Genomic DNA, 19262 nt, shown 5'->3' with positions numbered 1-19262 from the left:
GTAGCGTGTAATTTCCCTTGAACAGCGCCGATTCGATTGCCGACTTGAGAACCGATACATACTTGAAAAAAACCGGAAATATTTTTAAAAAAAATGCGTTAATTATGTTTCAATTGACAACGGTAAATTAACAATAAAAGGAAATACAATGAGTCAGAAAAATTTAAAAGAAGAAGATTTAGAATTACAGGAGTGGCGGGAATCTCTCCAATATGTGATCGAGCGCGGCGGCCCGGAGCGCGTTAAAAAGTTAATGAGCGAGTTGCAACAGCAGATTTACGCTTCCGGCATAAAAATGCCTTTTACGGCCAATACGCCGTATATTAACACCATCCCTGTAGAAGAGCAGCCGCCCTATCCCGGTAGCCGCGAAATTGAACGACGGATCAAAAGCATCATCCGCTGGAACGCCATGGCTATGGTGGTTAGAGCCAATCGAATCGAAAACGGCATTGGCGGACACATCTCCACTTACGCTTCGGCTGCCACGCTTTACGAAGTGGGCTTTAACCATTTCTTCCGCGCGCCGGGCCAGGATTTTAGCGGCGACTTTGTCTATTTTCAAGGACATGCCTCGCCGGGCATTTACGCGCGCGCCTTTTTAGAAGGACGGATTTCCATTGAAGAATTGAAAAATTTTCGCCATGAGTACCACAAAACGGCCAAAGGGCTGCCCTCCTATCCCCATCCATGGTTAAAACCTGATTTCTGGCAATTTGCCACGGTTTCCATGGGGCTTGGCCCACTGATGGCCATTTATCAGGCCCGCTTTAATCGCTATCTGGAAGACCGCGGCCTGAAAAAACCGGGCGGCGAAAAGGTGTGGGCGTTTTTGGGCGACGGCGAAACCGACGAACCGGAAGCTCTCGGCGCCATCTCACTGGCGGCCAGAGAAAAACTGGACAACCTGATCTTTGTTATCAATTGCAATCTTCAACGGTTAGACGGCCCCGTGCGCGGAAACGGAAAAATCATTCAAGAACTGGAAACCGTATTTCGCGGCGCAGGCTGGAACGTCATTAAGATCATCTGGGGCAGCGACTGGGACGCCCTGTTAGCCAAAGATAAAGACGGGCTGCTGGTAAAACGAATGGGCGAAGTGGTTGACGGCGAGTACCAGAATTACGTGGTGCGCGGCGGCGCCTATTTGCGCAAACACTTCTGGGGTAAATACCCGCAGCTTTTAAAACTGGTAGAACATCTGTCCGATGAACAACTGGCTAAATTACGCCTGGGCGGACACGATCCGGAAAAGGTGTACGCGGCTTATCACGCGGCGGTCAACCATAAGGGCGCGCCCACCGTAATCCTGGCACGTACCGTAAAAGGTTACGGCATGGGCGAGGCCGGCGAAGGTAAAAATATTACCCATCAGCAGAAAAAATTAAACGAAGAAGAATTACGTCAATTCCGCTCGCGCTTTGGCATTCCCATTAGCGACGAACAAATCGACGAGCTTCCTTTTTACAAACCCTCTCCAGATAGCAGCGAAATGCGTTATTTGATGGAACGGCGGCAGGCGCTGGGCGGATTTATTCCCACCAGACGCACAACCAGCGCCGTACTGGTAACGCCAAAGGACGATCTCTTTTCCGAGTTTTACGAAGGCACAAAAGAGCGTGAAGTTTCGACCACCATGGTCTTTGTGCGCATTCTCTCTAAATTGCTGCGCGATCAAAAAATCGGCAAATTGATTGTGCCCATTGTCCCCGACGAAGCGCGCACATTTGGAATGGAAGCGCTTTTCAGGCAGGTGGGGATTTATTCCCATGTCGGTCAATTGTATCAGCCGGTGGACAGCGAAAGCCTGCTGTACTACAAAGAGGCCAAAGACGGTCAAATTTTTGAAGAAGGCATCACCGAATCCGGCTCCACCTCTTCTTTTATCGCCGCTGGAACGGCTTACGCCAATCATGGCATTAATACCATCCCCTTCTTTATTTTCTACTCCATGTTTGGTTTGCAGCGCGTGGGCGACCTGGTGTGGGCCGGCGCAGATATGCAAACGCGCGGCTTTTTAATCGGCGGTACGGCGGGTCGCACCACCCTGGCTGGCGAAGGCCTTCAGCATCAGGATGGAAACAGTCATCTGCTGGCTTATCCGGTGCCCAATTTAAAGGCCTACGACCCGGCATTTGCCTACGAGTTAGCGGTTATTATCGAAGATGGTCTGGAGCGCATGTACGAAAAACAGGAAAAAATCTTTTATTATGTAACCGTAATGAACGAAAATTACCCTCAACCGCCCATGCCTAAACGGAAAAATATCAAAGAAGGCATCATTCGCGGCATGTACCTATTTAAATCTTCCAATCTGAAAAACGCGAAACTCCATGCGCAATTGCTGGGCAGCGGCTCCATTTTGAATCAGGTGCTTAAAGCGCAGGATATCCTGGCCGAAAAATACGGCGTGGCTGCCGATGTGTGGAGCGTTACCAGTTACAAAGAATTGCATCGCGACGCTTTGATGGCCGAACGCCACAATATGTTTCATCCCGATAATTTGCAAGAACCTTACGTAAGCAAAATCTTAAAAAACAGCAAGGGCGTGTTTGTGGCCGCTTCTGATTATGTGAAAGCCCTGCCGGAGTCGATCGCCCGCTGGCTGCCGGGTCCGTTGTTCTCGCTGGGCACCGACGGTTTTGGCCGCAGCGACGGAAGACGGCATTTACGCGACTTTTTTGAAGTGGATTACCGTTACATCACCTACGCCACTCTGTACATGTTGTGGAAAGAAGGACAGCTCAAAATGGATGTTCTGAAAAAGGCAATTAAAGAAATGGATCTGGATGTGGACAAACCCAATCCCATGATCAGTTAACGGTTTGACCAGACAAACGACAGTGAGGAATTAAAAAATGGCAATAGAATTTAAATTACCCGAATTAGGCGAAAACATCGTTTCCGGGCGGGTGGCCGCCGTTCTGATAAAAGAAGGCGATTCCGTTACGGCCGATCAGCCCCTGGCCGAGCTGGAAACGGACAAAGCGGTGATAGAGGTGCCCTCGCCCGTCAATGGCACGGTTAAAAAAGTGCTGATTAAAGAGGGGCAGGACGTAAAGATCGGCGAGCCGATGTTCATTTTCGAGGAAGAGTCGGATGAAGGGCAGCCGACTGCGCAAAAAGCCGATGAGACCACAGAAAAAGAATCACCTGAAACCAGCGTGGCTCCTGATTCCGTTGAAATGCCCGCTGCCGCGGATGAAGCTCCTATCGCAGCGCAGCCCGCGCCGGTCATTGAAGAGGATGTTCCTGCCGCCCCGCAAGTGGAACGAAAAACAGGCGAACTGGCGCCGGCCGCGCCTTCGGTCAGAAGATTTGCGCGCGAGATCGGCATCGACATCAACCAGGTGCCCGGCACAGGCCCTGGCGGACGGATTTCCATCGAAGACGTTAAAGCCTACTCTAAAATGCTGAACAAACAGCGCGCCCTGCAAGCCGGCGCGGCAACCGGCGTGCAGGCCGAACCTCTGCCCGATTTCGAAAAATGGGGCGAGATCGAACGCCAGCCCATGAACAGAGTGCGCGAAATCACGGCGCGGCACTTGAGCTACGCCTGGAGCACCATCCCGCACGTAACGCAATTTGACAAAGCCGACATCACCGATCTGGAGGCGTTGAGGAAGAAGTATTCCGAGCAGGTGCAACAGGCGGGCGGTAAATTGACTGTAACAGCCATTCTACTGAAGGTGGTGGCGCTGGCTTTGAAAAAATTTCCGCAATTCAACGCCAGTATTGATCTGGCAAAAAATGAAATCATCTTTAAGAAATACATTAACATCGGCGTGGCAGTGGACACCGATCGTGGATTGCTGGTGCCCGTGGTGAAGAATGTGGAGGCCAAAAGTATTACCGAGCTTGCGGTGGAATTGGCCAAAATTTCTCAAAAAGCGCGAGAACGCAAATTGACGCCGGACGAAATGCAGGGCGGCAACTTTTCCATCTCCAACCTGGGCGGTATTGGCGGAACCGGCTTTACGCCAGTGGTAAACGCGCCAGAGGTGGCCATTTTGGGCGTTTCGCGCTCGGAAATTCAACCGGTTTATAAAGACGGGCAATTTGTCCCGCGCCTGATGCTACCTCTGTCGCTTTCTTACGATCACCGGTTGATCGACGGGGCCGACGCCGCGCGCTTTTTGCGCTGGATCTGCGAGGCGCTCGAGCAACCTTTCTTATTAACACTGTAAACTCGCTAAAATTGGAGAAAAAATGTCTGAAACATTAAAAACTCATTTAGCCGTTATCGGAGCCGGGCCCGGTGGATACGCGGCCGCCTTTCTGGCCGCTGATCTGGGTATGGACGTAACCATCATCGATCCCGAAGTTAATCCGGGCGGCGTTTGTTTGTACCGGGGATGCATTCCATCCAAGGCTCTATTACACGTGGCCAAATTATTGAACGAAAGCCAGGAAGCCGCGCGCTGGGGCATTCATTTTCAAAAACCACAGATCGATCTGGATCAACTGCGCAGCTGGAAAGAGAGCGTGGTGCAGCGCTTAACGGGCGGACTGGGCATGCTGGTCAAACAGCGAAAAATCAAACACATACGTGGAACGGCCAGCTTTTTGGACGCCAATACCTTAAAGATCATCGGCGTTGACGGTCAAAAAAGCCAATTGCAATTCAATTACGCCATCCTGTCCACGGGCTCGCGTCCGGCAAAAATCCAGGCGCTTTCCCTCGATAGCCCGCGTGTGATGAATTCAACCCGGGCGCTGAACCTTGAAGAAGTGCCAGAAAACTTGCTGGTCATCGGCGCGGGCTACATTGGACTGGAGCTGGGTACGGTTTACGCCGCCCTGGGCAGTAAGGTGCATGTGGTGGAGATGCTGCCTAACATTTTGCCCGGCGCCGATAAAGATTTAAGCAACGTACTGTACAAAAGCATCGAAAAGAAATTTGCCTCTATCATGCTTAACACGCGTGTGGCAGAGATGAAGGCCTTAAAAAACGGCGTACGCGTTCGCTTTGAAGGCGAAAACGTCGCTCAAGAAGAACAGACCTTTGATCGCGTGTTGATTTCCATCGGTCGTACGCCCAACTCGGACGGCATCGGTCTGCAAAACACGCGCATTAAAACCGATGAGCGGGGCTTCATCATGGTGGATGAACAGCGTCGCACGCACGAACCGAATATTTACGCTATAGGAGACGTGGCCGGCGAACCCATGCTGGCGCATAAGGCCTCGCACGAAGGCTTTGTGGCCGTGGAAGCCATTCATGGCCAGAAGGCGGCCTTTGAGCCGGCGGCCATCCCGGCTGTGGTGTTTACCGATCCGGAAATTGCCTGGGCTGGTTTGACCGAGACGGAAGCCAAAAAACAGGGACGCAAGGTGGAAGTGGCGCGCTTTCCGTGGGCCGCTTCCGGGCGGGCCATTACCATGGATCGCACCGACGGCTTGACCAAGCTGATTGTGGATGCAGAAAGCAAACGTATTTTGGGCGTGGGCATTGCCGGACCGGGCGCGGGCGAGCTGATTTCCGAAGGCGTGCTGGCCATTGAAATGGCGGCTAATGCCACGGATTTAAAGATGACCATCCATCCGCATCCCACGCTTTCGGAAACGCTAATGGAAACGGCAGAAATGATCTTTGGTACCAGTACGCATATTTACCGTCCGAAACGCGGCAAATAAGCCGCGTTTGCGCTGTATTTGGCGGCTGCCGGTCGGCATTATTAAACGGATTGGCTGTCTTGCACGCGAGGCGGGGTCCGCTCTTGCGGTTAAGTGGGCCAATGGGCGTTACAATGGAGGCCCGGGGCGCTGCCCCGGGCCAGCTTTCCACCGCAGATCGGAGCGCTCTGACAGAGCGCTCCTTCTCTCCTCCCAATCGAAGACAATTATCCACTAAGGCAGCCCGGCCGTAAGCGAAAAACCTTTCACCCAAGGCAGCGAAGCCGCAACCAAAATCAACCACAACGTGCGCAAAGTAATTTTCTCGCAGATTACGCAAATAATCGCAGAAAATGATTAAAAAAATTATTCTGAGACTAAAAATAAGCAAATCGGCGCTATTTACGGGGCTGTCCCAAAAGTCAAAGACAATGTATTTTTATAAAGTTTTTCTTTCCCTCACCCCCTTTCCCAAAAAAAGAATCTGGGGGAGTAGGAAGAACTGTTCGTTGGAAATTTTTCTCCAATGATGTTCAATATTTGCGCATTTATAAATTTCTATTCAACCATTCAACTAATTAACTATTCAACCAATACAGCAGCACAAAAATTTTCAAATCCCGCCAGGTCGGCGTCCAATCACCTATTCAACCATTGAACGATATTGGCAGCGCTAAAATTTGCGCACAATACCTTTTTAGCGTCATAGCTTCTTCTTTTGGGTGTTTTGGGGTTAACTAAAAAGTTTTTTTGGAAAAGCGCGCAAATTTATTTGAATTTTTCACCCATAACTTGTAATAATACCAATTCAACAATTGAGGAAAAGCTTAGCGGGAAAGATGAATGAAAAACTTTGGCAAAATACTGCTTGTCCTTCTAATCTGGCACGGCGCAAAGGCGCAAAATTATTTATGGCCCACCTCAGCCAGCGACTATCTCACCTCCAGTTTCTGTGAGTACCGTCCCGGCCATTACCACTCGGCCATTGACATCAAAACCTGGAATCAGGAAGGCTACGCGGTTTACGCCGTCGAAGACGGCACGGTTTACCGCATTCGAGTTTCGCCCCATGGCTACGGTAAGGTGATCTATTTAAAACTAAAAGACGGTCGATTTGCCGTTTACGCTCACCTGCAACGCTTCAATCGTAAACTGGAAGAAAAGGTGCGCCAGATTCAGCTTAAAAATCGAAGGTACACCATTGACTGGCGTCCAAAGCGCTGGCCCGTAAAAAAAGGAGAGATTATTGCTTACACCGGGCAAACGGGAACGGGCGTTCCCCATTTACATTTCGAAATACGCGATGCGCAGCATCGGGCGCTGAATCCCCTGCATTTTTACAGAGAGCGGGTTAAAGATCAAATCGCGCCTCGCTTGCAGGAATTGCTCATCATTCCGTTAAATAAAAACAGCGTCGTCAATGGTTCGGTGTTGCCCAAAAGTATTCCGCTAAAAAAAGAGAATGGAATCTACGTTTTGAACGAAACCGTGTACGCGCGGGGCAAAATCGGTCTGGCCATCCGCGGGTACGATCGGGCCAACGACGTTTACAACAAATACGGCTTTTACCGCGAGCAATTGTACATTAACGACAGCCTGATTTTTGAGGCGAAATACGATACGCTTGATTTTAGCAAAACCTCGCAAATCAATATCGGAATCTACTATCCTTTAAAAGCGCTGCAAAACAAACGCTTTTTAAAGTTATTTAAAGAACCGTACAACCAGCTTGATTTTTATCGCACCGCGCCAGATGGGGGCGTGATTTACGTAAAAAAACAGCCAGTAAACTTTAAAATTATTATTAAAGATTTCTGGGACAATCAAAGCGTGGTTAAGGGGCGCATTTTGCCGGCATTCAATCCGCCGCCGCAAATCCTTTACGCGCGCCGTTTAAAAGATCAGCTATTTGTCAAAGCCTTGCTGCCCCGTAATTTGCGCACGCTGGATTTACTGCATCCCGGCGCCGGCGGAGCCTGGCAAAAAGTACGGTATTACGAAATTGTTCAGCAGGAATTCCGGCCGCACAATCAGCAAATTTTAATCAAGGCGCCGCTAAATCCCGTGCAAACAAAAAAAATAAAGATCGTCGGCGTTGCCAGCGACGGCCGCCGTTTTGCGCTGCTCAACGATTTTGCGCACAGCGCGGACACCATTGCTTTTAAACTCATCAATTACGGCAAATACTGGGTGGCGCAGTTATCGCCGCCGCAAAATGCCAGTTTACTGGACATTGAAACGCGTTTGAACGGCGTGGTGATTCATCCGGTTTCCAATTTAAACGACCGATTTCTGGAGCTGGTCATCCCGCCCGGAGAGGGCGACAAACAAACCCTGCAGCTGCGCGTGGCAAAATTCCAGAAAACCGTGCTGGACACTACCATTCACTTTGCCGTGCTGTTTCCGGAAAAAAGCCAGCATATTGCCTTGTTTAACGACTCTTTGCAAATTGAAACCACCGGTCAGACCGTTTACGACACCCTGCTATTTTCGGCCCGAAAAAACGATTCTGTTTTAACTTTAAAGGATTCGCTGCCCATTCTCAGTGCGGAGTACAATTTTTCCTGGTATCCGCAGCCTTTTCGCAAGGGCGTTCGTATTGTAGTCAAAACAGATTCCACCCCTTTGCCGACCAGAACGCTGGGCCTTTATCGTTTTGTATCGGAAAAGGGTCTGCGCTATGTCGGTGGGCAAAGCGGCGCAGCCAGGCAAACGATCGTCATGCGCAGCAAAGGATTGGGCTCCATCGTGGCCGCGGCCGACACCGTTCCGCCCGCTGTTGAAATACTTTTTCCCGCTCCCAATGCCCGGCTGAAGGCGCTAAAATTTGTCAAAATTTCGGCATTTGATTCGCTCTCAGGACTTGATTCTGATCTCAACTTTCGTATTTTTATTGATGATCAATGGATGATTCCGGAATGGGACCCGGAACGGAAGCTTGTACTTGCCACACCCCACTGGAAGCTTAAAGCCGGCCAGCATCGTTTGCTTGTGGAAGTCCAGGATAGGGCAGGCAACGTGAGCAAACAATCATTGGTTTTTTTTATTAAAGGAAATTAAGCATGATTCCCATCGCGGACGAAAGCCCACGCGGATATCGACCTTACGTTAATTACGCGTTAATTACATTAAATATTCTGGTCTATTTTTTCTGGCAGCAACATACACAAAGTTTTATTTACACCTATGGATTGGTGCCGGCCAAATTCTTTTCTCTGGACTACCAGCCGTTTGCCACGTTTACCATTTTTACTTCCATGTTTATGCACGGCGGTCTGGGTCATCTGTTCGGGAATATGCTCTATCTTTACATCTTTGGCGACAATATTGAATATACACTGGGACACGGTCGTTATTTATTGTTTTATCTGACGGTCGGCGTAGCTGCGGCCTTGCTTCAAACCTTTCTTGCGCCAAACTCTACCATTCCCATGGTTGGAGCCAGCGGTGCGATCTCTGGCGTTCTGGGCGCCTATCTTTTAAAATTCCCACGCAATCGCATTTCCATACTGATTTTCATCTTCTTCTTCATCGATATTATTCACGTTCCTGCGGTTTTTGTACTCTCCCTCTGGTTTATCTTTCAATTGTTTAACGGTTGGCTCTCATTAATTCCCGGTTTGCAGGGCGGTGTCGCCTGGTTTGCGCACATAGGAGGTTTTGCCGCCGGCTTTACGTTAATAAAGTTCTTTGAACCCCGAAAACGCTGGCAGGTGTGGTTGTAAAATTCTTTTAGCCAATCGGACTCTTTCAATTTCTCCCGGTCTTTAAATCAATAAAATAGGAATTGAATTAAAAATTGGTTAGTTTGTATACCCTGTAACTATAAAAACAAAGTAAACTAAAAAGGAGGTACATTTATGAGTGCCAATACAGGAAATTTTAACCTTGAGGATTTCAAGGTACCCCAGTTCTCGCCAAAAATCATCAAATGGCTGGTGCTTGGAATCCTGTTCATTGTCCTTTTCTTTTCCAGTTGGTTTACCATTGGAGCAGAAGAAGTGGGCGTGGTGGTGCGTTTTGGCAAATACGTACGAACCGTTGATCCGGGCTTAAACTTTAAGCTGCCGTTCGGCATCGAAACGGTTTACAAAGTGCCCGTTCAGCGTCAGTTAAAGCAAGAGTTTGGGTTCCGTACTTTGCGCGCCGGCGTTAGAAGCGAGTATTCAAGCAGACGCTTTCAGGAAGAATCATTAATGCTCACCGGCGATTTAAATGCCGCCGAAGTGGAATGGATTGTCCAATACCGGATTGCCGATCCCTATCTGTATCTGTTTAAAGTGCGCAATGCGGAAACAACCTTTCGCGATATCAATGAAGCCGTGATGCGCGAAATTATCGGCGATCGCACCGTAACGGAAATATTGACCGTGGGGCGTCAGGAAATTGCGACCACGGCCGAACGAATGGTGCAGGAGCTCGCTTCGCAATACTACACGGGCATTAAAGTGGATCAAATCGTTTTGCAGGACGTGAATCCGCCTGATGAAGTAAAACCGTCTTTCAACGAGGTTAACGAAGCGCTGCAGGAAAAAGAAAAACTAATTAATCAAGCTCGTTCAGAATACAACAAGGTCATTCCCAAAGCCCGCGGCGAGGCGTTGAGAATCATTGAAGAGGCGCATGGTTACGCTCTGGAACGCGTGAACGAAGCGCAGGGCGATGCGGCGCGCTTCAATCAGTTGTACAACGAATATCGTAAAGCTAAAGAAGTAACCAGACAACGTCTCTATCTGGAAACGATGAGTGAAATCCTTTCCAAGGTTGGACGCAAACTGATAACCGATAAAGAAGCCACAGGCATTTTGCCGCTTTTTCAATTGGACGTTAAAGGAGGACTAAAAAATGAATAAACGTTATCTTATTTTGGGCGGCATAATCGTGGCAGCCTTAATCGTTCTCTTTTCAGCCGCCTTTATCGTTAATGAAACCGAACAGGTCATTATTACGCGTTTCGGGAAGCCGGTTGGCGAGCCCATTACAACGCCAGGTATCCATTTTAAAGTTCCTCTGATCGAAGATGCCACCTTTTTTGAAAAACGCTTTTTAGAGTGGGATGGCGATGCCAATCAGGTGCCCACCAAAGATAAACGCTTTATCTGGGTGGATACTTACGCTCGCTGGAAAATTTCAGATCCACTGTTGTTCTTTCAGCGTGTACGCGACGAACGCGGCGCTCAGGCCCGTCTGGATGACATCTTAGACGGCGAGACGCGTAATGCGGTTGCCAAACACGATCTGGTTGAGCTGGTGCGCAGTTCCAATCGCAAACCGATGGTTATTGCCGATACAGCCCTGGCCGAAGAAGCCCTGGAAGACGTCTTCCCCAGCATCAAGTACGGACGCGCAAAAATTACGCGCGAAATTTTACTGGCCGCACAGGAAAGAACTAAAGAACTGGGCGTAGAACTGCTGGATATTCGCTTTAAACGCATTAATTATGTGGAAGAAGTACAGCGTAAAATTTACGAACGAATGATCACCGAACGTAAAAGAATCGCAGAAAAATATCGCTCCGAAGGACAGGGAATGGCTTCTCAAATCCTTGGTCAAAAAGAGCGTGAATTAAAGAGAATCCAGTCCGAAGCCTATCGTACCGCTCAGGAAATCCGCGGTAAGGCCGACGCTCAGGCCACGGCTATCTATGCCAGGGCTTACGATCGCAATGCGGAAAGCCGTGAATTCTACCGCTTCTTGAAAACGCTGGAAACCTATCGTTCGACCTTTGGCGAAAAAGATTGGCTTATCTTAACAACAGACAATGATTTCTATAAATTACTGCAAAAGATTCAGTGATAGGCTGTTTAGCATTTCTTAATTAAAGATTTAAAATTCAGAAGAGTAGAATAAACAAAGATTCCCCCTTTTAAGGGGGAATCTTTTATTTTTTAAAGCCGTCAGGGTATAAAATCCGGGTTATTTTTGTTCTTCTGCCGGCAGACTGGTCGGCACTCGCTGACCCAATTGTTGATCCAGCATATAAAGCATGGTGGGATTGTCTTTTATCCATTTTAACTGTTTAATGATGTCCGAAACCTGTTTTTCTTCTTCCACCTGTTCTTTAATGAACCATTCTAATTCTACCTGCGTGGGGTAGTCCTTTTCGTTTACGGCTAACTCATAAATTTTATTGATACTTTGCGTAATGAATTGTTCGTGTTCCAGAACCTGTTCAAACAGGTGCATCACATCTTTAAATTCATGTTGCGGTTTTTCCATAGCGCCGAGCGCCACGCGGCCTTCGCGATCCTGCACATATTTAAACAACTTCATGGCGTGCTGGTGCTCTTCTTCGGCCTGACTGATAAACCAGTTGGCAAAACCGCCCAGGTCAATGGAATCGCAGTAAGACGCCATGGATAGATACAAGTATTCCGAAAAGAATTCTTTGGTGATCTGGTCGTTTAAAGCGGCCTCTAATTTTTTACTTAACATGTGTTACCTCCTTTGATGGTTTTAAATCTTGATATTTAATTTTAATTTTTGTTCATGGATCAAAAACGTTTACCTTGTTTAGAGCAACAAACTCATTCTGCGAAATATTTCGCCTACATGTCGAAATTTACGGAATTCAGGATACAGAACAAAAATTACTCTTTCATGCGTATCCAGTTGTTGTCGTCAAATAAATCGGGAATATGTTTGTCGCCCAGTTGAATTTCAATAATCGGCTTTTCCTTTGAAATTTTAATAACTGTTTCATTCTTGCCGCTGCGCCAGATGTCCATTGCTTTTTCAATCATTGTCTGACTACTATCCTGAAAGACCACCGTCAGTTTAATGGGAAGTGGCAGGTTGCCTTTTTTAATGACTTTCACCGTTAATGTTTGTTGGTCTTCCGCAACTTTTTCAATGGCCAGGTCGGGATATCCAAATTCGAAGAACCATGGTTTAAAAAACCAATTTAAATCCTCGCCAGTAGCATGGTTAAAAGTAAAAAAGAAATCAAACGGCATGGGATGTTTACTCTGCCAGCGCGTCATGTAGGCATGCATGGCTTTCAGGAATGTTTCCCGGCCCAGATGCCGTTCCAGCAAATAATAGGCAACGCCAGAACGATTGTAGGAAGCGTTGCGGTAGGCGTTGCGCGCGTCTCCACCATACACAACGGATGGCACAATCATTGGTATGTCAAATTCCGTTCCCGCCATGCTCAAATAACGCTTGATGGCTTTCTCTATCGGATCATATCCCGGCGCTTCGCGCGCTTGAAAATCAAAGGGCAGCATCACGGCCCAGCCTTCGTCCATCCAGGCATATTTGCGTTCGTTGGTACCCATCATAAACGGAAAATAGGTATGGGCGATTTCATGGCTGGTAAGGTGTACCGTTCCTTGCCAGTTTGCAACCGAGCCGTCGTTAACCATCATAGGGAATTCCATGCCTCCCCGTCCGTTAAAAACCGTTAAGGAAGGATAGGGAAACGCCACGGCGGGCATTTCATTCGAAAAAAAGAGGATCGATTTTCTGGACAATTCAGCTACCTTATAAAAATCGGACGATTCGGCTTTATAGGCCGCGCCTACCAGTACGCGCTCCCGATCGGGCGCAACCTGCACGCTGGTTAAATCCCACAAATAGTGGTCGCTGGTGGAAAAGGCAAAATCAGGCACATTGCGCGCCACATAGTGAAAGGTATTCCATTCTTTGTCTGCCGTGATTTTTCCTTTTTCCAGGTCTTCTTCCGTGATCACATGAATTACATCGTCGCTTTCCAGAGCCTTCTGGTATCGTTTTTGATATTTTTCTTGCAAAACCTCTTCCACGTTTTGCAGCCGCCCGGTTGCCCAGACAACAAAATTTTGTGGTACGGAAATGCGCACATCGTAGTTATTAAAATCGTTGTAGAATTCCTGTAGCCCCGTGTAATTGAACGTGTCCCATCCCGATAAATCGTCGTAAACAGCTATTTGGGGGTACCAGTAAGCCACATGAAAGGAGGTGGAATCATACGCGCCCATTCGAATATTGGAATGGCGGCTGATTTGCAGTTGCCATTCTATTTCCAGCTTAACCGTGCTTTCGGGCGCTATTTTGTTTTGCAGCCTGATGATCATATTAGTGCCGTAGCGTCGAATAAAAGGGTTGCCAGTCAGGTCCAACGGCCGATCGTTGAGTTTTAACGAATCGATTTTAACGCCTTCATGTAAATCGCCCGGGTTTACACCCCAATCTCGGGGATTGCCCTTTTTGAATAGATCCTGGTACAAACGAATCACCAGCCGATCGAGCGAGTCTGGACTCTCGTTGTAATAGATTATTTTTTGGCGGCCGAAAATCATTCTCCTTTCAGGTTCAAATTTAACCTGAATGACATAGTCAGCATGATTTTGCCAGTATGCCGGGCCGGGGCTGCCGTCGTAAGCGCGCGTGCCTTTTTCGTAGGCTTGTTGTAAGTTGATCGGAATGTATAAAGAATCGCTGGCCGTTGCCTGGATACCATTGAGCGTAAAAGCCACCAATAAAAAAGCAAACATCCTTTTCACAGTTACTCTCCTTAGAATCAAATGACAAAACGATATTAATTTTTTTTGTTATTTCAAGCAAATGAATCGGTAAATATTTTAAGGAAATCTTTGATATATTAAACCCAAAATTACACAAAAACTTCGCCGGCTCCAGTCAACCATTACCTCCTCAAACCGTAACAAAAAAATGCCCGTTAACGCGTTACGCTTTTGAAGGGAATATTCAAGAAAATCCCGGGGGCGCAGTGGCAATTAAAGCAGGGATTCGATTGTTAAAGCATATAGGGGAAATTGCGAAGGCGCATTACATTTTACAGTTCAATCCGTCTTTTTATTTTTTTAAATTTTTAGGCACAAACTTCAAGGCGGCAGAATTGATGCAATAGCGCAGCCCGGTGGGCGGCGGTCCGTCATCAAAAACGTGCCCCAGATGTGCACCGCAGGAAGCACAAAGTATTTCCGTGCGCACCATTCCCAGGCTGGTATCTTTTTCAAGGATCACATTTTCTTCGCTGGCCACATCCCAGAAGCTGGGCCAGCCGCTTCCGGAATGGTATTTGGTGCTTGAAGAAAAGAGCTCTGCGCCGCAGGCCACGCACAGGTACGTGCCTTCTTCCCAGTAGTCGTAATATTTGCCGCTAAAAGGGCGTTCCGTCCCCTTTTTTCTGGTAACATAAAATTGCTCGGGCGTCAAACACGATTGCCAGTCGGCGTCCGTTTTAAACACTTTGTGGCCGCTGGTTTTTGAAGAGTCGTCCTTTGAACGCATTGCCTTGCTTTCCTGATTTTGTCCGTAAATGACTGTGATGAACAGTAAACTTAAAATAATTCGCAACATGATTACTCCGTTTTCCTTTTGGAACGCAAAGCGGCGTAAAAATAGTCCCGTTCGTTCAAAATTAAAGCCTACCACTGGCCAATAATTTTATTTTCTGATAAAAAAGGCAAAAGTTCAATCTTCTCGAATAATTTCGCCTTTTATGGTTAAGGTTAATACGCGCTGATTAACGGCATTGGAATAAACGCGAATGTTCTTCTGGAACGTGCCTGAACGGTTGTGCGTGTTAAAAGAAGCCTTAAGCTGCACGCTGTCTCCCGGGGCAATGACTTCTGAACTCAGAAGCGCTGCTGTGCAGCCTCAGCCGCTTTTAATACGTTGAATTCTTAAGCTATCGCTGCCCTGATTTTTCAGCACAAAAACATGAGAGACCACGGCATTTTCCGGCACCTGACCAAAATCAAACACCTTTTCCGAAGCTGTAATAACAGGCCCGCTGACCTTTGTGCTGTCCTGAGCGTTTAAATTACTGATCTGAACGACGCCCAAAATCAATAAAATGAAGAGAAATGTGTTATATGGCCTCATCTTTCAGCCCCTTCTTTTAATTTTCCTGGTTTCAATTTAAAAGAATAAGCAGAAAGATCAAGATATTTTTTAAACAAATGTAAAATCTTTACGATTATCATGAAATAGTATTTGTTTTTTAGAGAAACCTTTTTAATTTATTAATGAAAATTAGCAACGATGGAGGAATGTATGGGAAGAAAGTTTTCAGAAATTGTTATTGAAGGCCCTTTTATGATGGTAAAAGGATTTTTATTGGGTTTTTTGGCCTGTAAAAAGCCGAAAGGAAAATATTTTTTCCATCGAAAAGAAAACATTCGACGAGAGACGTTGAAAGAATTTGTTAAAGAACTCTTTGAACTGGAAAATTACGTACACCTTTGTCTGGAAGACGAACTGATCGAACCTTTTAAACAGGTGGTCGATCTTTACACCAAAAAAACAGGTTACGTTATTAAATCGATCAAACCAATTAAAGGCGCTGCTTTTTCGTTTGCCGCTGAAATTTTCGAAAAAGATATGGGAAGCAGCTTTAAACAAATCGTTGAACATCTGCCGGAAGGCGTTTCGCTAAAGAATTACACACCCTCGGAAATTATTGAGAAGGATGCAAAAGGTTTTGAAAGTTACGCCCCGCTGCACGAATACATTTTTAGAGCCAAAGGTGAAATTGAAGGGGATTTTGAAGGGGTGATTGACACATACATGAAAATCAAACGGAGCGATTTGAACAATTTTGTGATCTGCAGCGAAATCAAATTAGAAATGTAATAAAAGGGGACGCATTCACAGCGTTGCCATGAAGTTTGCCCGGGAAGGGCTAAAATCCCTGTCTCTCCCGACCGATCAACAAGCCAGAAGGCGCATTTACCTCAGCGCAGCGGATTTTAGGATACTTCCCTTGAAAGATTCGGTCCGCCCTGGCGGGATTTGAAAATTTTTGTGCTGCTGTATTGGTTGAATAGTTAATTAGTTGAATGGTTGAATAGAAATTTATAAATGCGCAAATATTGAACATCATTGGAGGAAAATTTCCAACGAACAGTTCTTCCTACTCCCCCCAGATTCTTTTTTTTGGAAAGGGGGTGAGGGAAAGAAAAACTTTATAAAAATACATTTTCTTTGACTTTTGGGACAGCCCCGGGCGTAAATAGCGCCGATTTGCTTAGCTTTAGCTTTAGTCTCAGAATAGTTTGTTTAATCTTTTTCTGCGATTTTTAGCGTAATCTACAAGAAAATTACTTTGCGCACGTTGCTGCCTTAGAAAACGGAATGAGTAATCTCTTAAATAGGGCGAGTTTTGTGGGGAGTGGGCGAGGGGGATTCACGTCATTTGCTTCGGCAAATTATGAGTTTTTCACGCCCTAAATTCTTTTTATTTTTTCTTAGCGCCCCATCAAAAAGGGCGCAAGGTTTTTTAGAAGGCGGTTCCATTATTCCAATAGCGTTACCAGCCAGGTGGTCAGTATGCCGATCCCAAAAACAAACAGGCGAGAGTATTTGTCATGTGAATGTTGATGAACCTCCGGTAAAAGGTCGTCGGCAGCCACATGTAAAAAGGTGCCGGCCGAAAAAGCGGTTAATGCGCCAATGGTTTTGACTGAAGTCTGCTGGAGAAAGAGGTAGGTAATAAGAGCGCCAAGCGGCACCATTAAAGAAAACGCCGTCAAATAGACGAACAATTTTTTAGTAGAGTAATTTTCCTTAATAAATAAACTGGTTAAAGACAGAGATGCGGGCAATTTATGGAGAATAATTGCTAAAAAGACAACCAGTCCCAGTTTAGGCACCATAACGCCCGTGCCCAGCGCAATGCCGGTTACCAGGCTGTGCAGCGAGAGCCCCAGAAAGGCCGAAAGGCCGACTCGATGAAATTCACAATGTTCCGAGGGGCAGGGATGGGTCATAATGAATTTTTCCAGAACAAATAGCATCAAAAAGCCGCCCAGCACGTAAATCCCCACGTTTTTGCCGATCATTTCCGAGGCTTCGGGGATCATGTGTAAAAAGGCCGCGCCCAGCAAAACGCCGGCGCCCAGGCTGATAAACCAGTGCAAAACACGATGATTTTTTTTGTAGAAAAGCGGAATAATGCCGCCAATCCACGCGGTAACCACAATACTGAAGGAATAAGCGGTTAATTCAAAAAGTTGATGTGAATTCATGGCCTGTCTATTTTTTTATTTTTTCAGGGTTAATGCGAATTTCACCCATCTTTTCAGGATATTTCCCTTTAAAATCTTTGTAAAATTCGCGGATTTTAGCGATGTCTTTTTCAATGTCGCCCGAGGGCCAGATCAGCGGCCCGAAGCCTCCAATCTTTTTTGAATAATCTAAAATTCCGAGGGCGATGGGAACTCCGGCATTCAGCGCCATGTAATAAAATCCCGTTCGCCAGTATTCGGTCTTTTTACGCGTACCTTCCGGAGAAAGGGTTAGCACCAGGCGCTCGTATCTGTCGAACAAATCTTTACTGTATTGAATAAAATTCTGGGATTGCTGGCGGTTAACGGGAATGGCCCCCGTCAATTTCAAAATCCACCCCAGCGGCCATTTAAATAACGATTGTTTGGCCAGCCAGTTCAGCCGCACGCCCATGGAGGCATAGATCATCAGCCCGATGAGCGTATCCCAATTAGAAGTGTGCGGGTATCCCACCAGAACATATTTTTTTTCTTCCGGCACTTTCCCGACAGTTTTCCAGCCCGTTATTTTTAATATCACTTTGCTAAAAATCCGGGCTATTTTGAACAGAAACGAAGGCCGATTTTCTTTAATCATGAGTCTTTTTTCTTCTGTTTAAATCTGGCGATTTACAAAATCTGGATTAAAACCCCAGTTTTTTCATCAACATGCGAATCGGTTTCGAATTTTGCATGATGTAAAAATGGATAGCCGGCGCCTTTTTTTCGATTAACTCGCTGACCTGTTTGTAAGCCCAGTCCACCCCTATTTCCAGAACGTCTTCATCCGATTCGGCTTCTAACACCGGATCGGTCAGTTCAGAAGGCAGAGTGATGTGAAAATTGGCCGGAATGCTCGTCAGTTGACTTTTTGCCGTCAAAATTTTTAGACCGGGTATGATGGGAACATCAATCCCCGCTGCTCGACATTTGTCCAGAAAATCGAAATAATATCGATTGTCGTAAAACATTTGCGTAACCACATATTCTGCCCCGGCTTCAATCTTCTTTTTTAATTGTTTGATGTCAAACTCAAGATTGGGAGCGGAAACATGCTTTTCCGGATAGGCGGCCACTCCAATGCAAAAATTGGACGGTCTGGCGTCGATCAGTTCCTCTTCCAGATAAATGCCTTTGTTCATGTTGTTGATCTGCGCAACCAGATCAACCGCGTAACGGTTAGCGCTTCGGCCATTAACCAGCGGCTTTTGGTAGCTGTTCTCTTCTCCGCGTAAGGCTAAAACATTTTCAATTTCCAGATATTGCAGATCGATTAAAAAGTCTTCCGTTTCTTCTCGCGTAAAACCATTGCACAACACATGAGGCACGGCGTCGATATTGTACTTATTCTGGATCAGCGCGCAAATGCCAAGGGTGCCCGGACGCTTGCGCTTGACCTTACGTTTAATGCCTTGCGGCGTTTCTTCGTATTTTACTTCTGCGGCATGACTGGTAATGTCAATAAAAGGAGGATTATATTTAGAGATGTCGTCCACCACTCTCAATAGGCTGTGTATATCTCCGCCCCGCTTGGGAGGAATGATCTCAAAGCTGAGCAACGTTTCTTTTGCTCTGGCTAAATGTTCAATGACTTTCATCACAGTTGTTCCATAATTGTATATTTATAAACAGGAACAAATATAAATATTT

The 19262-nt window shown here is 46.6% G+C and carries 15 protein-coding genes; 8 read left to right on the top strand and 7 right to left on the bottom strand.

Annotated features, from left to right (window positions below):
- Positions 1–148 precede the first annotated feature (148 nt).
- The 7 genes from aceE (at position 149) to hflC (ending at position 11412) form a co-directional block, all read left to right on the top strand.
- On the top strand, positions 149–2821 hold the full coding sequence (gene aceE / locus Cabys_RS17685) for a pyruvate dehydrogenase (acetyl-transferring), homodimeric type (protein WP_006928019.1): 2673 nt from the start codon (positions 149–151) through the stop codon (positions 2819–2821).
- A 37-nt stretch (positions 2822–2858) separates the two neighbouring features.
- A complete protein-coding gene (locus Cabys_RS17680; protein ID WP_006928020.1) occupies positions 2859–4187 on the top strand; it encodes a 2-oxo acid dehydrogenase subunit E2 in 1329 nt (442 codons plus the stop codon).
- A gap of 22 nt (positions 4188–4209) precedes the next feature.
- A complete protein-coding gene (gene lpdA / locus Cabys_RS17675; RefSeq protein WP_006928021.1) occupies positions 4210–5637 on the top strand; it encodes a dihydrolipoyl dehydrogenase in 1428 nt (475 codons plus the stop codon).
- A gap of 822 nt (positions 5638–6459) precedes the next feature.
- Positions 6460–8676 carry a M23 family metallopeptidase gene (locus Cabys_RS17670; RefSeq protein WP_006928022.1) on the top strand — a complete coding sequence of 739 codons (2217 nt, stop codon included), beginning with the start codon at positions 6460–6462 and terminating at the stop codon, positions 8674–8676.
- A gap of 2 nt (positions 8677–8678) precedes the next feature.
- A complete protein-coding gene (locus Cabys_RS17665) occupies positions 8679–9341 on the top strand; it encodes a rhomboid family intramembrane serine protease (protein WP_006928023.1) in 663 nt (220 codons plus the stop codon).
- 135 nt (positions 9342–9476) lie between these two features.
- On the top strand, positions 9477–10469 hold the full coding sequence (hflK, locus tag Cabys_RS17660) for an FtsH protease activity modulator HflK (protein ID WP_006928024.1): 993 nt from the start codon (positions 9477–9479) through the stop codon (positions 10467–10469).
- The gene (gene hflC, locus Cabys_RS17655) at positions 10462–11412 is read left to right on the top strand and encodes a protease modulator HflC (RefSeq protein ID WP_006928025.1); all 951 of its coding nucleotides are present in this window, start codon (positions 10462–10464) and stop codon (positions 11410–11412) included. The genes hflK and hflC overlap by 8 nt, the downstream gene beginning before the upstream one ends.
- A gap of 120 nt (positions 11413–11532) precedes the next feature.
- Here hflC and Cabys_RS17650 read toward each other — a convergent pair whose 3' ends face one another.
- The 4 genes from Cabys_RS17650 to Cabys_RS20460 form a co-directional block, all read right to left on the bottom strand.
- Complete coding sequence (locus tag Cabys_RS17650) at positions 11533–12051, bottom strand: ferritin (protein ID WP_006928026.1); 519 nt, start codon at positions 12049–12051, stop codon at positions 11533–11535.
- A 155-nt stretch (positions 12052–12206) separates the two neighbouring features.
- Entirely contained in the window at positions 12207–14093 is a 1887-nt protein-coding gene (locus Cabys_RS17645; protein WP_052304158.1) for a M1 family metallopeptidase, read from the bottom strand.
- A gap of 322 nt (positions 14094–14415) precedes the next feature.
- Positions 14416–14853, bottom strand: a complete 438-nt coding sequence (gene msrB, locus Cabys_RS17640) for a peptide-methionine (R)-S-oxide reductase MsrB (protein ID WP_044281726.1) — start codon at positions 14851–14853, stop codon at positions 14416–14418.
- 183 nt (positions 14854–15036) lie between these two features.
- Positions 15037–15450 (bottom strand): DUF1573 domain-containing protein, encoded by a 414-nt coding sequence (locus tag Cabys_RS20460; protein ID WP_225868903.1) that lies wholly within the window; start codon positions 15448–15450, stop codon positions 15037–15039.
- A gap of 171 nt (positions 15451–15621) precedes the next feature.
- Between Cabys_RS20460 and Cabys_RS17625 the strand changes: the two genes are divergently transcribed.
- Positions 15622–16200 (top strand): hypothetical protein, encoded by a 579-nt coding sequence (locus tag Cabys_RS17625; RefSeq protein ID WP_006928029.1) that lies wholly within the window; start codon positions 15622–15624, stop codon positions 16198–16200.
- Between the two features lie 662 nt (positions 16201–16862).
- Here Cabys_RS17625 and Cabys_RS17620 read toward each other — a convergent pair.
- The 3 genes from Cabys_RS17620 to metF are packed head-to-tail and all read right to left on the bottom strand — an operon-like array spanning position 16863 to position 19210.
- Positions 16863–17594 (bottom strand): ZIP family metal transporter, encoded by a 732-nt coding sequence (locus Cabys_RS17620; protein ID WP_006928030.1) that lies wholly within the window; start codon positions 17592–17594, stop codon positions 16863–16865.
- A gap of 7 nt (positions 17595–17601) precedes the next feature.
- Positions 17602–18210 carry a lysophospholipid acyltransferase family protein gene (locus Cabys_RS17615; RefSeq protein WP_006928031.1) on the bottom strand — a complete coding sequence of 203 codons (609 nt, stop codon included), beginning with the start codon at positions 18208–18210 and terminating at the stop codon, positions 17602–17604.
- Between the two features lie 46 nt (positions 18211–18256).
- Positions 18257–19210, bottom strand: coding sequence for a methylenetetrahydrofolate reductase [NAD(P)H] (metF, locus tag Cabys_RS17610; RefSeq protein WP_006928032.1), 954 nt, complete (start codon positions 19208–19210; stop codon positions 18257–18259).
- Positions 19211–19262 lie beyond the last annotated feature (52 nt).

Source organism: Caldithrix abyssi DSM 13497 (genome assembly GCF_001886815.1).
Lineage (GTDB): Bacteria > Calditrichota > Calditrichia > Calditrichales > Calditrichaceae > Caldithrix > Caldithrix abyssi.
The sequence above is the reverse complement of the archived record's forward strand: the minus strand, read 5'-3'. Positions and strand labels throughout refer to the sequence as shown.

What these genes read in the sequence shown, in the direction of transcription:
- Cabys_RS17625 (WP_006928029.1), top strand. Translation starts at nt 15,622, where the DNA reads ATGGGAAGAAAGTTTTCAGAAATTGTTATTGAAGGCCCTTTTATGATG.
- msrB (WP_044281726.1), bottom strand. Translation starts at nt 14,853, where the DNA reads ATGCGTTCAAAGGACGACTCTTCAAAAACCAGCGGCCACAAAGTGTTT.
- metF (WP_006928032.1), bottom strand. Translation starts at nt 19,210, where the DNA reads ATGAAAGTCATTGAACATTTAGCCAGAGCAAAAGAAACGTTGCTCAGC.
- hflC (WP_006928025.1), top strand. Translation starts at nt 10,462, where the DNA reads ATGAATAAACGTTATCTTATTTTGGGCGGCATAATCGTGGCAGCCTTA.
- Cabys_RS17670 (WP_006928022.1), top strand. Translation starts at nt 6,460, where the DNA reads ATGAAAAACTTTGGCAAAATACTGCTTGTCCTTCTAATCTGGCACGGC.
- Cabys_RS17615 (WP_006928031.1), bottom strand. Translation starts at nt 18,210, where the DNA reads ATGATTAAAGAAAATCGGCCTTCGTTTCTGTTCAAAATAGCCCGGATT.
- Cabys_RS17645 (WP_052304158.1), bottom strand. Translation starts at nt 14,093, where the DNA reads ATGTTTGCTTTTTTATTGGTGGCTTTTACGCTCAATGGTATCCAGGCA.
- lpdA (WP_006928021.1), top strand. Translation starts at nt 4,210, where the DNA reads ATGTCTGAAACATTAAAAACTCATTTAGCCGTTATCGGAGCCGGGCCC.
- Cabys_RS17650 (WP_006928026.1), bottom strand. Translation starts at nt 12,051, where the DNA reads ATGTTAAGTAAAAAATTAGAGGCCGCTTTAAACGACCAGATCACCAAA.
- Cabys_RS17620 (WP_006928030.1), bottom strand. Translation starts at nt 17,594, where the DNA reads ATGAATTCACATCAACTTTTTGAATTAACCGCTTATTCCTTCAGTATT.
- aceE (WP_006928019.1), top strand. Translation starts at nt 149, where the DNA reads ATGAGTCAGAAAAATTTAAAAGAAGAAGATTTAGAATTACAGGAGTGG.
- Cabys_RS17665 (WP_006928023.1), top strand. Translation starts at nt 8,679, where the DNA reads ATGATTCCCATCGCGGACGAAAGCCCACGCGGATATCGACCTTACGTT.
- hflK (WP_006928024.1), top strand. Translation starts at nt 9,477, where the DNA reads ATGAGTGCCAATACAGGAAATTTTAACCTTGAGGATTTCAAGGTACCC.
- Cabys_RS17680 (WP_006928020.1), top strand. Translation starts at nt 2,859, where the DNA reads ATGGCAATAGAATTTAAATTACCCGAATTAGGCGAAAACATCGTTTCC.